This window comes from Leptolyngbya sp. O-77, assembly GCF_001548395.1.
Taxonomy (GTDB): Bacteria; Cyanobacteriota; Cyanobacteriia; order Elainellales; family Elainellaceae; genus Thermoleptolyngbya.
The window spans coordinates 2,567,533-2,580,662 of sequence record NZ_AP017367.1 but is presented as its reverse complement, the minus strand read 5'-3'; the positions used below and the strand labels follow the sequence as shown (position 1 = coordinate 2,580,662).

The following is a 13,130-nucleotide window of genomic DNA, read 5'->3' as shown; positions in this document are numbered from 1 at the left end:
ACGTGCTCAACGCCTTGCGGCATCAGAGGTTTGGCACACGGGTAAGCTGAGCGCCGAGGAGCGGGCACAGATGTGCTCAACGCCTTGCGGCATCAGAGGTTTGGCACAGCGCCGTAGCGCTCACCGCTAACACGATTTATCAGTGCTCAACGCCTTGCGGCATCAGAGGTTTGGCACCCTCTTTCTGGCGACCTCGCGGAACGATTTTTCGAGGTGCTCAACGCCTTGCGGCATCAGAGGTTTGGCACGTTAACCGCAGGATCGGCGGCGCGTCCCGATCTACCGTGCTCAACGCCTTGCGGCATCAGAGGTTTGGCACAAAACGTGAAGAGATCTCAAATCGTGCAATTTGTCACTGTGCTCAACGCCTTGCGGCATCAGAGGTTTGGCACATCCTCTCGAATAATCTCGGCTTTTACACCAAGATGTGCTCAACGCCTTGCGGCATCAGAGGTTTGGCACGAGGCCCCAAAGCGGGCGCAATGGTTGACCAACGAGGTGCTCAACGCCTTGCGGCATCAGAGGTTTGGCACACTCTATCGGTTCGGTGATGAAATCACGCCACAGCACGTGCTCAACGCCTTGCGGCATCAGAGGTTTGGCACCATCAGACGAGCTTTTTGAGACTGGAGATAGTCCCAGTGCTCAACGCCTTGCGGCATCAGAGGTTTGGCACCAGGTAGGTGACTGTTGTCGATCGCCCAGTCTCGGATGTGCTCAACGCCTTGCGGCATCAGAGGTTTGGCACTTCATTGCCATGAGTAGCCCTGGCACACAGAGCCTGTGCTCAACGCCTTGCGGCATCAGAGGTTTGGCACCCGCGATGACGATGGTTTCCCCCGCCGCCTCCTGGATGTGCTCAACGCCTTGCGGCATCAGAGGTTTGGCACTTTGCCACTGTCAGCAAAGAGTTGGAAGTCAGAGAGGTGCTCAACGCCTTGCGGCATCAGAGGTTTGGCACGCAGTGCCAGCCGCAGGATATCGGGTTTCCGTTGGGAGTGCTCAAACGCCCTTGCGGCATCAGAGGTTTGGCACATGGACGATTGGGAAAACGTTTGGATCGCCTGGTTCGTGCTCAACGCCTTGCGGCATCAGAGGTTTGGCACCAGCCAGGTTCCAGTTAAACGTTGACTGGCGATCGGTGCTCAACGCCTTGCGGCATCAGAGGTTTGGCACCAGGCTGATTAGGCATATCTCAACTTCTCCGTGTGCTCAACGCCTTGCGGCATCAGAGGTTTGGCACGCTCAACCGCCCATCAGTGTCCAAGTCTTTGAGGTGTGCTCAACGCCTTGCGGCATCAGAGGTTTGGCACATGACGCTTGTAATACCCTAATACAGTTTTGGATTGTGCTCAACGCCTTGCGGCATCAGAGGTTTGGCACATAGGGACTGGTTGGGGGCGATCGCGCTGTTGCCATGTGCTCAACGCCTTGCGGCATCAGAGGTTTGGCACCGGCGATCGCCCCCTAGTGGTCGCTATCACCTTGGTGCTCAACGCCTTGCGGCATCAGAGGTTTGGCACGTCCCTCCAGCCCCGCAAACTCAGCCAATCGCCGGAAAGGTGCTCAACGCCTTGCGGCATCAGAGGTTTGGCACTAGCGATCTAGCGACACCGCGATCGCCTCATCATCGATCGCCTCATGTGCTCAACGCCTTGCGGCATCAGAGGTTTGGCACGTGGATATCAGGACGTTCCTAGTTCGCGTTGTTTGGGTGCTCAACGCCTTGCGGCATCAGAGGTTTGGCACCAATGTCGCAAAAGAAATCGGCGTTAGCCGGAAGACGTGCTCAACGCCTTGCGGCATCAGAGGTTTGGCACCTTCCGGCCTCTCCACGCCAGCCGCCACGCGACCAAGTGCTCAACGCCTTGCGGCATCAGAGGTTTGGCACGGCACAAATGCAGCAGTTCCCGCCGCCGCCACCCCGTGCTCAACGCCTTGCGGCATCAGAGGTTTGGCACCATGCTCAGTGCCGCCAGTGGGGTGCTCACCGACAAGTGCTCAACGCCTTGCGGCATCAGAGGTTTGGCACTATGGCAAAGTATGCTGCTCTGCTAACGGACGTTAAGTGCTCAACGCCTTGCGGCATCAGAGGTTTGGCACCAGGAAAATCTGAACTGTGTTCCAGATTAGCGATTCGTGTGCTCAACGCCTTGCGGCATCAGAGGTTTGGCACTAAGTTAGTGCTATACTGGCTACTAGACCACACCCCAAGTGCTCAACGCCTTGCGGCATCAGAGGTTTGGCACCATACCATCCGTTAAAGTTTCACTGGCAGTAGTTAAGTGCTCAACGCCTTGCGGCATCAGAGGTTTGGCACAGCAAGCTCTATGATGAATCCGTGCCCCAGTAGTAATGTGCTCAACGCCTTGCGGCATCAGAGGTTTGGCACGTGCCGCTGCGCTGGAGCGCCGCCCAGCGATCGCCCGTGCTCAACGCCTTGCGGCATCAGAGGTTTGGCACCCACCGCCGCCCCCACGTTAATGCCGACTGAACCGCCCGTGCTCAACGCCTTGCGGCATCAGAGGTTTGGCACAAGACTAGCTATCACGGGTGAAGTTTGCCTGGTTGCGTGCTCAACGCCTTGCGGCATCAGAGGTTTGGCACCCTATCTTGAATGAGCGAGGTCACGACACGGCAGATGTGCTCAACGCCTTGCGGCATCAGAGGTTTGGCACATTCAAGATAGGAGTGAAAGTTTTGTCCTATGTTTAGTGCTCAACGCCTTGCGGCATCAGAGGTTTGGCACTGACGAGATTGTGTTCTACCCGTTGGCTCCAGGCGGGTGCTCAACGCCTTGCGGCATCAGAGGTTTGGCACGCCAGAATTAGCTATACTGGATACACAAAACCTCACGGTGCTCAACGCCTTGCGGCATCAGAGGTTTGGCACGACACCACCAACTCGTATCTCCGAACAGACTGGCTCGTGCTCAACGCCTTGCGGCATCAGAGGTTTGGCACACTGTGTTTTCCAGAAATGAGACCGTAGCGGACAGTGCTCAACGCCTTGCGGCATCAGAGGTTTGGCACGCCTGATATGCCGAGAATCTGCGTCGGGGATCTGAATAGTGCTCAACGCCTTGCGGCATCAGAGGTTTGGCACGAATCAACCGCAAGGTTGCCTACTCCAAACGCGCTGTGCTCAACGCCTTGCGGCATCAGAGGTTTGGCACATAGGCGCAGGGTAAGATAGTAGGCACGTCACTTCAGTGCTCAACGCCTTGCGGCATCAGAGGTTTGGCACTTCTCCACAACACGGCTACTACCGTCATCACTGATGTGCTCAACGCCTTGCGGCATCAGAGGTTTGGCACCTGATATCGTCGCCCTTGGTGCGGCCATCGATGTGTGCTCAACGCCTTGCGGCATCAGAGGTTTGGCACTGCACAATCGCCAGTGTTCCGGCATAGCCAAATCGTGCTCAACGCCTTGCGGCATCAGAGGTTTGGCACACCGGGGCGATCGCCCGCCCTCTGGGTCAACCCAGAAGTGCTCAACGCCTTGCGGCATCAGAGGTTTGGCACCTCAAACCCAACGCCACACGGAATCTTTACCTCCGCGTGCTCAACGCCTTGCGGCATCAGAGGTTTGGCACAGTACAATTGGTGTTGTTCTTTTCGGAGTTTGCTGCGTGCTCAACGCCTTGCGGCATCAGAGGTTTGGCACGTAGGCATCTAGGTAGGGCAGATCACGGCTTACGAGCGTGCTCAACGCCTTGCGGCATCAGAGGTTTGGCACATTTGTATCTCCTTGTTCAAACAGTTTGATTGTGGCAGTGCTCAACGCCTTGCGGCATCAGAGGTTTGGCACGTCGTTGGCACGACACTGGCGGAGCTAACAGCAGAAGTGCTCAACGCCTTGCGGCATCAGAGGTTTGGCACAGCCATCAACCCGCACCTTGACGGAACCCGGTACCGGTGCTCAACGCCTTGCGGCATCAGAGGTTTGGCACATTTGGTAATGTCCCTGGCCACCTCAAGCACGTCGGGTGCTCAACGCCTTGCGGCATCAGAGGTTTGGCACAGAGATTGCCCATCGCAACGCGGGCGCAGCTCTACGTGCTCAACGCCTTGCGGCATCAGAGGTTTGGCACGACCGTTGGGGCGATCGCCGCCACCGCCTGGAGCGCGTGCTCAACGCCTTGCGGCATCAGAGGTTTGGCACAAGTTCACCAAGGTGGCGTTCTGCTGGGCAGCGCGTGCTCAACGCCTTGCGGCATCAGAGGTTTGGCACGCCGCGAGTGCAGATCACGTAGTCGCCAACACTCAGTGCTCAACGCCTTGCGGCATCAGAGGTTTGGCACTACGCCAAGGAATCACCGGGGAAGGAAAGTAATTCAGTGCTCAACGCCTTGCGGCATCAGAGGTTTGGCACTCGTCGCCGGACTGCCTGTCAACACAACCCTGAATGGTGCTCAACGCCTTGCGGCATCAGAGGTTTGGCACAAAATGCGTGGAGGCGCAATGCCCAGCGCCCCTCGTGCTCAACGCCTTGCGGCATCAGAGGTTTGGCACTCATCGGGGTAGAACGGGCGATCGAATTGATCAAAGGTGCTCAACGCCTTGCGGCATCAGAGGTTTGGCACACTGCGGTGCGTCACAGCACGGGACTATGCTTTCGGTGCTCAACGCCTTGCGGCATCAGAGGTTTGGCACTTTCCAAAAGCCTGGATCAGGCGATCGCCAGTCTTGTGCTCAACGCCTTGCGGCATCAGAGGTTTGGCACGGCTGAAGCCAGAAGTGAATGCCGTTCCGAATGATCGTGCTCAACGCCTTGCGGCATCAGAGGTTTGGCACGATCTTCCAGAAAGAATGGATGAAGGACTTACTGTGTGCTCAACGCCTTGCGGCATCAGAGGTTTGGCACGTACTCAGAAAGCTTCAGTAGTCGCTTTTGATCTATCAGTGCTCAACGCCTTGCGGCATCAGAGGTTTGGCACATGCGATCACGGTAGCGCACCGGGCGCTTCGTCACAAGTGCTCAACGCCTTGCGGCATCAGAGGTTTGGCACTTCGAGTTGTTTGTCCCTTAGCCCACCGAATCCAAGTGCTCAACGCCTTGCGGCATCAGAGGTTTGGCACGCCTTGTCTATTGCTCCTACCTTGGGAGTTTGTGTCGTGCTCAACGCCTTGCGGCATCAGAGGTTTGGCACTTGTGAAGATAGCTATACGTTTATGGCTAATAAGGTGTGCTCAACGCCTTGCGGCATCAGAGGTTTGGCACACGAGTTTCGTTCCCGCAGTTAGTTCAACTGCTGGAACGAGTGCTCAACGCCTTGCGGCATCAGAGGTTTGGCACTCGCCCTTCAGTTCCAAAGCTCCCACGACTGGCCACGCGTGCTCAACGCCTTGCGGCATCAGAGGTTTGGCACTTATGCCGCTCTGCTAGAGTTTGCCAAGCACCCCTACGTGCTCAACGCCTTGCGGCATCAGAGGTTTGGCACTCGCTCCGCTTCTGAATAAGTCGCCCAAAAGCCCTCGTGCTCAACGCCTTGCGGCATCAGAGGTTTGGCACACGCAGGTATTACGGTTCGTGTACTAGGTTTTGTCGTGCTCAACGCCTTGCGGCATCAGAGGTTTGGCACGGCAGCGGGCCGCCACGGGAACTGGGACGCTCTACGTGCTCAACGCCTTGCGGCATCAGAGGTTTGGCACTATCCCAAGATCACCTCCACCAAAGTCCTGAGCCTGTGCTCAACGCCTTGCGGCATCAGAGGTTTGGCACTGCTGCTTTCTGGCTCGCTTCTAGGATGCCAGTTAGTGCTCAACGCCTTGCGGCATCAGAGGTTTGGCACTGGATCTCCTTCATGGTTTCCTCAAAGACATTAATGTGCTCAACGCCTTGCGGCATCAGAGGTTTGGCACGGACGGATGCGGGGACGCGATCGCCTTTATTAACAAGTGCTCAACGCCTTGCGGCATCAGAGGTTTGGCACAGGCTGGGAGGACTGTTGAACCGTACCATCTGTATCCAGTGCTCAACGCCTTGCGGCATCAGAGGTTTGGCACAGCTTCAGCGGGGCGCAAGTGGTATCCGTTCATTTGTGCTCAACGCCTTGCGGCATCAGAGGTTTGGCACGTAGTAGTCGCCCTCCAGGGAGAACTCAGCCTCGTCGTGCTCAACGCCTTGCGGCATCAGAGGTTTGGCACGTCCGGAATAGGTGAAAAGTAGCCCAAACATCATTGAAAGGTGCTCAACGCCTTGCGGCATCAGAGGTTTGGCACTAGCTCCACAATCTTGTCTGCGATCTCCTCTCTTCTAGTGCTCAACGCCTTGCGGCATCAGAGGTTTGGCACATCAATCCAGCAGAGAACGCGATGACGCGGCTGCAAAGAGTGCTCAACGCCTTGCGGCATCAGAGGTTTGGCACATTACCGCTTCAGTTACCGTACCACCTTGAGGAAGGTGCTCAACGCCTTGCGGCATCAGAGGTTTGGCACTCGCGGGCTTCGGCGGGAATGGTGGGGTTGAGGCGATCAAGGGGTGCTCAACGCCTTGCGGCATCAGAGGTTTGGCACTCCGACTGCTGAAATCCTTGTCCAGCTTATGGAAGCTAAGCTTTGTGCAAGCATTGGTTTCAGCATTTACAAAAAACAGACCCTATCACTCAATTCTAGTCATCCTTCAAGCGCTAGATCAACCTTTTTTCAACAACTTTGAGGTGTGCAAGGATCTACTCACACTCTGCACATACCTCAAGCTGGCTTGAGACAGGGCTTTCAGTCCAGTTGGCAGTCTTGCTTTCAAGCAACATACACCGATCCATGCACTAGAAAATTAGAAAATGCGGTGACAGTCATGGCGAACCGTCCATGCCTCAGGGCGATTGCAAGACTGAATGCGCTCGACACAGCGATCGCACAGACCCGCAATCAGCAAACTATCCTCCGATGTCAAGATTTTCTCTAGTTCCCACCGCAGTTTCTCCCGGTCGCGCTGCGTCAGCCGACAACGAAAGATAGAGTATTGCAGACTTTCGCCATAACCCTTGAGCAACTGAAACGCCTTGCGCCAGCGTTTGGGGTCGCGAATGTCGTAGCAAATCATGTAGTAGTTCTTGCTTTCTGCCATGAAGGACTCCTAGCGGATAACCAACTGACCAAATAGACCGCCCTCGCCCGACCATTCCTTCTCTAGTAGGCGCACTTCTAGCTCTAGTAAGCGACGATAGGTGAGCGAATAACCCAGTGCAGGATGCTTCCAACTCTCTTCCTTGCGGCGCTCGTAGAGATCAATAAACTTGCGCCGTCCGCTACTACTCAGCAAAACCTGTTCGCCCCGGATGTCAAAATCGGTTTCAACATCCCACTGATTGCGATTGACTGACCCCATTACCGCCAAATCGACCAGCGGCACCCGAAAAATTTCCATCAAATCGAGCGCCAATGGCGGAGCCTGGGTGCGGGGCTGATGATAGAATCCTAGCGCTGGCTCTAGCCCCACTACCAGGATGGCGTTTACTATATCTTTTAGCAGTAACGCATAGCCGAAGCTAATCAGTGCATTGAAGCGATCCTTCGGCGGGCGGCGATTACGGCTAACAAAGTGAAATTCTGGCGGTGCGTTTTGTGATAGCATTGTTGGAACGGCTTGCCAATAAAGGGCAGCAACGTTGCCCTCTAGTCCCAATAAAGAATCCAGGGCAGATGCCTGAGGAACCTGCTTTAGCACTCGTTGCATTTGGTCGATGGTGCGGTTAAGCGTCTCATTTTCCGCCTCAGAACCGCGCCTGCCGCGCATGAGAAATTTCCGTTGGCTTTCCCCTCTACAGAGAACAAGTTTGCGAGCGAGTTCCAGGCAAAATTCGGGATTGCTCAGGGCACGATATTGACGCACCCGCCGCTGAATACTACCTTGCCGCGTATCCAGACTGCCCAAATAGCGACCCCCGCCAGAGATAAAATGCACCCCGATGTCCTGCTCAGCGCAGAAATAGAGCGCTTGAGTAGAAACTTGGGCAAAGCTGTGAATCACGAGTTGTCCGACTTGGCGACCGGGCAAGGTGACTGGCGGTTTTTCGCGGGGAGAAATCTTAAGCTGCTCACCGCTTTTGCCAACCATCGTGCCTACCTCCGTAATGTGGATAATTTCGCGATCGTCATCTTCTGGGAATAGGCGAACTGGATGCCGCTCTGGGTCTTGGGTATAGCGGGTTTCTTCAGGCAGGCAAACCGGCGAGAGGGAGCAGCGCACACAGAGCCGCTCGTTGGTGGTGATGGGCGGGCGCTCTGTGGACTGGCGTAACGCCCTAGCGCGCTGCACCGCTTCTCGAACTTCCTGACGTCCTGTGTCGGTTAAAATCACTTTCACGACAACGTTATCCGCGTGGTAGCGAATGCGCCCTTCTTGAATTGGAATCTTCCGTGCAGCTTCGATCAAGCAGGCGTAGGCGAGGATTTGTAAGCGATCGCTCTCCCACGCTTGCGCCTTGCCCTCCCGATCGCGATAACAGCGTCCCCGTTTATGTTCGTAGGGAATGGTTTGTCCATCTCGATTTCGTAGGGCATCGACTTTCCCTCGCAGACCCAGTTCAGCACTCTCCAACACCAGTTCTTCCCAGTCGTCTCCTTCGTCACGCTCTAGCTCTGCATGCAGGCGGCGACCCGCAAATACGGCATCATCCTGGGTATAGAGTTCTTCAACTTCTTCTAGGTAAAATAATCGTGGGCAATAAGCAAGCGCATGGAGCGCATTCACCCGCAGTGTCTCTTGTTCAGTAGCACATTCAACAGAGCGAGCTGCAATTGTACTTGCGGTAGACGTATTCGCAGTAGACTCAGGCATTGCTTCAGGACTCCGTATGAGCAATCGAATTCAAGTTTCGATTATTGCCACAACTAGAATCACGTTTATTTCGGCATGAGCCAGCCCGCAAATTCACGGCTTTTTTGGGAAAATACGTCTGTATTTCAGCAGTTTTTGTGAGTTCATCTGCACTGCTTTAGTTGGCAAGTCTAAGCATTGCAATGCCCCTATTCTGGTGTGCTCTAGTGTTCTCTGACATGTGCGAATAATATTTGTATAGCGTTCTTATAGAGCGATCGCCTCCTGTCTCTTTACTATTCTTCTTCGCTTGCAATCACCTATCCTAAACTCAGGATAAAACTCGGTAAAAGGGAACGCCTAACGGCATCTAAGGTTTTGGTAGGACGAGTATTGTATTCAGTTGTCAAGGTTCAGACGCTTGGTGTGGGCTAGGACTGCGATTTGCGGGGCGATCGCTTCCCTTTCTTCGCATCAGGTGCCGCAGCGGGTTTAGGAATCGTCACCCAGCAGTCTGGGCAAAACTCTTCGCTCTGGCTAAACCGCTGAAAAGTGCCTTGGGTGGTTTGGCGATCGATCCAAATTGGTAAGCTGATAAGTCCACGATTGTCTTTAATCAGCCAGCGAATGGGTCCATCGGTTTCACGATAGGCACGCACGCCGTTAATCATCGCCCAGGACTCTCCTAAACTCAGCCCCCCGAAGCGAGTGATTTGCGCGGGGGTGGAAAGGGCGATTGCTACTCGGTCAGCTAGCTTAACCGTTCCCGCTTCCTCACTCGAATCAATCCGAACAACTGCTTGTAAATCCGTGAGCAGTTCATGATGATTGGGTTTTGAGAACTTGCCAGTCGGATAAGTCCCCAAGTGAGTTTTGCTGAACTTATGATGCCGCTGCTTTCTCAAAATTCGAGAAATCGGTGGATCATCACCGATGATTCCAATGGCTAGCTTTACTCCCCGATGTTTGTCCATCTCAACTTCCCCTACAAGGGATAGCAGGAGGCCATAAACTGTGGATGGCGGTGGGTAGCGATAGGTTTCTTTATAGTCCCGTGCAAAGCTGCGGGGAAAGCTAGTGCAGGGGCAATCGAGATAGAGTTGCATTAGGCGGTCACCTCCATGCTTAGCAGTTCCTTAGCAGCGGCGATCGCCTCTTTCACCCCTCGATAGACCTTAACACCTAAAGCCTCTAGCTGCTTACCGTAGGGGGTATCGGCAATTTCGCCCGCCACAATCAGCTCACTCGCCGCAACATCACCTACCTCCACAAGGCGCACTAGACGTGGACACCCCACCGACTCGCCAATGCGCTTAAACACGTCCATAATCCAGGGGCTAGGATCATCGGTAACACGAATGACGATAGACTCCGGGCGGAAGTCATACAAGAACCGGGCATGGTTGCCGCCGACATGACGCACGGCACTAATGGCATCCAGTGCCAGCGCAGCCCGTTCTGGCTTCTTTAGGCTTTCAGGCGTGAGGGCGATCGTGTATTGGTAAGCCGTGCAGTGAACCTCAGTGCTGTGGATTGATGTTTTGCCCTTTTCGCCTCCCTTGGAACCAAAGGCAACATCACCCCAGTAAGGGTCAAGACTGATGGCGCGGCTAACTTCTAGGGCACCCCGCCGCTTTGTCGTAGCATCTTCGTTGTCTTTGCCCTTCTTAGCATCCATGTAGCCGAATAAATCATCGTCAATGTATTCTTCAGCACTGAACTGTTCATTCTTAAAGCTGTACCTATCCACATCGGGGTCGAATGTACGGTTGGTTTCAGACTTGCAGTGATTTTGGAGATACTCCCGCAATCCCCAACGAATTGCCTCTGCACTCACAGTGGTGTATTGGTCATTGCCGCGTGTGATTTTTTGCAGCGTTGACAGGGTGCTGCCATCTCCTTCGCCTCGGTTGTTGGCGGCAATGGCAGTCGCAGTGACAATGGTGGCAAACAAGTGCTTGGTCATGATTTGAATCTCCTTGAAATTGAGTGTTTGTGGGTTGGTATTATGGCTAACTGACCTCATTCTGCCCAACTGGGCAATACGAGACCTATTGCCGAGTGTTTGGGGGTTGATTGCCCTCATCCCCTAGCCCCTTCTCCCAACGTTGGGAGAAGGGGAACCAAACCGGAAAAAGGCTTTTAGCTTCCCCCTGCTCCAAACTTGGGCTATCTGTCGGCCAAATCTGGCTCAGGCTCCTCCCTAGTGTTCCCTTGTCCTAAAACGGCTGATGGGAATAGGCTTTGAGGCTCCCCTTCTCCCGAATTCGGGAGAAGGGGTTGGGGGATGAGGGCTAGCCAACACGCCAAAAGTTTCACCGAACTTCTGCGTAATGGATATCAAAGTTACGAGAGGGAGATTGAGGGGGTGAGAGCAAGATAGACAGGGCAAGGTTGCCATAGTTGATTGTTGGTTGATTGTTGGTTGATTGCTTACTCAAGCAGCGATCGATGCAGTGCTTCCTGATAAATCACATCCAGTACCGAGTTCAAATCATCCAGAACCTGCTGGTTCTCAAATCGGATCACTCGATAGCCGTAAGCTGCCATCTCTTGTGTTCTAGCAGCGTCATAGTCGGCTTGATGAGCATGGATTCCTCCATCCAACTCAATCACTAACTTGCATGCTGGACAATAAAAATCAGCAATAAAGTTACCAACAGGATGTTGACGGCGAAACCGCAAGCCATGTAGCTTTTTGTTTCTTGGTGCCTCCCATAAGCGGGATTCTGCTGGCGTTTGGTGTTTTCTGAGATGCTTGGCAGCCTGCTCAATATTCGGCGTAGTACCACGAATGCGGTTGAGCATCTTTTTTACCATGTCAAGCCTTGATTGATAATGGTAGGTTTTACACACTCATCGAAAACATCTCAGCCTCATCTCCTTCTGGTTCAGCAGAAGATTCAATCGGCACCTCTACCCCATCAAGGGCATCCCCTTTCTTGCTGGTATAGGTGGCGATCGCCAGCAGCACTAAATCTCGTGCCCGCCGCCAGTTTTCCTCTCGATGTACCCAGTGGAAAATCTGAGGCCCTTTATCACGAGCCGCTTTACTGCGAAATTGACTCAAGAAATCGACCAACGCTGTAGCAAATTCCTGCTGCGTGCTGGGACGCTGAAACCGATAAATCACCTTATCGGTCACTTGCCCATAATCCAAAGAACGACCTTGTCTTTGAGCTTGCTTAAACTGTCCGTACAGGTATTTGCTAAACGCACCCTGCACTACATCAAAGAGGACTTGTTCTTCGGCATTGAGATATTCAGTCATTTTTACCAATCCTTTGCGTTCATAGACTCCGTTACGTTTGCGAAACTCAAAAAATTCTGCATACCAGGGTTTGCCAGCAATCAAGTTGTCACAAATCCAGGGCAGTGTTTTAGAAACAGCCAGCCAAGTTTCTCCGTTTTCAGTTTGTCGAACGAGCGCTGGAAAGACCTGCCGGGCCACTTCATACAAGTGCAGCACTTCATCAGTGACCTGCACACGATACACCGCCTGTTTCAAGTAGGACTGATTGCCATCCCAAACCTGCTTGCCCAGTTGATAGACTTCGCAGTAGTTCACCCGAAATGGTTGGGCTGCTTCAACAACCTTCTCCTGCAACAGGAAGTGCAAGGCAGATTCGCCGGCACCACTGCTACGAAAGTCTCGATAAGTACGCCCTGGCATGGCTCGACGGCGGCTGACCCAGTGCGTCAAGTTTTGAACATCGGGAATAACTAGGGCTGACCGACCTGATAGTTTGCCGCCAACAGTCTGGGGTGGCAGCTTGTAGTAGCCACAGGCAAGGGGCAGAAACAGCCAGGCCAGAAACCCTTCAGGAGACTCCTGGTAAGGTCCATTGACAAAGCATTCCACCAGTCCGGGCAAGTGATTTCCCTTTAGCGCAATTTCCTTCTTGAAGGCACCCTTATTGTTAAAGGCATCCTTCATCTCACTGGTGTAATAGCAACTCAACAGCGATTTCACGTCGATTTGAATTTCTGGCTGATCTGGATCAATCAAAAACGTGCGGGTTATAGAATTACTATCTAGTTTTCGCTGCTGTGAGTGCTGGAGAAAAGTCGATAACACACCCTGCGTGAAGGTATATTGTCCCTGCTCATCTAGCTTGAGGGCAGGAACTTCCAGATAACCTTGGCTATTAATCCGATACGTTCGATCAAGTAGCCATTTCACAACGGCTTGATCGCTCCCTTCCCATTCCAGTTCAACCGCCTCATCGGTGACTTTCCAAGTCAAAGGAGCCTGCCCACGTTGGCTTTCCAGTTCGGATAGTGCCAGGGCCAACCCTGCAATCCCTGCTCGATGGGGTAAGAGAAAGTTTGGATCAAAGATCGATAAGCTAAATTGACTCAAAA

6 protein-coding genes and 1 CRISPR repeat array (1 of these 7 running past the window's edge) are annotated in these 13,130 nt (G+C 53.7%); all 6 genes read right to left on the bottom strand.

Annotation, left to right across the window (positions count from 1 at the left end; genetic code table 11):
• A CRISPR array of direct repeats spans positions 1 to 6,520; the repeat unit is 35 nt; unit sequence GTGCTCAACGCCTTGCGGCATCAGAGGTTTGGCAC; it reaches 10,090 nt to the left of the window's first position.
• A gap of 259 nt (positions 6,521 to 6,779) precedes the next feature.
• Positions 6,780 to 7,073: a CRISPR-associated endonuclease Cas2 gene (gene cas2, locus O77CONTIG1_RS11015; RefSeq protein WP_068510563.1), complete on the bottom strand. Its 294-nt coding sequence runs from the start codon at positions 7,071 to 7,073 to the stop codon at positions 6,780 to 6,782.
• A gap of 9 nt (positions 7,074 to 7,082) precedes the next feature.
• The gene (locus tag O77CONTIG1_RS11010) at positions 7,083 to 8,699 is read right to left on the bottom strand and encodes a type I-MYXAN CRISPR-associated endonuclease Cas4/Cas1 (RefSeq protein WP_286132656.1); all 1,617 of its coding nucleotides are present in this window, start codon (positions 8,697 to 8,699) and stop codon (positions 7,083 to 7,085) included.
• A 497-nt stretch (positions 8,700 to 9,196) separates the two neighbouring features.
• Entirely contained in the window at positions 9,197 to 9,871 is a 675-nt protein-coding gene (gene cas5 / locus O77CONTIG1_RS11005) for a type I-MYXAN CRISPR-associated protein Cas5/Cmx5/DevS (protein ID WP_068510561.1), read from the bottom strand.
• Positions 9,871 to 10,731: a type I-B CRISPR-associated protein Cas7/Cst2/DevR gene (gene cas7i, locus O77CONTIG1_RS11000; RefSeq protein WP_068516416.1), complete on the bottom strand. Its 861-nt coding sequence runs from the start codon at positions 10,729 to 10,731 to the stop codon at positions 9,871 to 9,873. Before cas7i ends, cas5 begins: the two co-directional genes overlap by 1 nt.
• A 467-nt stretch (positions 10,732 to 11,198) precedes the next feature.
• A complete protein-coding gene (locus O77CONTIG1_RS10995) occupies positions 11,199 to 11,585 on the bottom strand; it encodes an endonuclease domain-containing protein (RefSeq protein ID WP_068510559.1) in 387 nt (128 codons plus the stop codon).
• A gap of 28 nt (positions 11,586 to 11,613) precedes the next feature.
• The gene (gene cas8a1, locus O77CONTIG1_RS10990; RefSeq protein WP_068510556.1) at positions 11,614 to 13,128 is read right to left on the bottom strand and encodes a type I-MYXAN CRISPR-associated Cas8a1/Cmx1; all 1,515 of its coding nucleotides are present in this window, start codon (positions 13,126 to 13,128) and stop codon (positions 11,614 to 11,616) included.
• Positions 13,129 to 13,130: the final 2 nt, after the last annotated feature.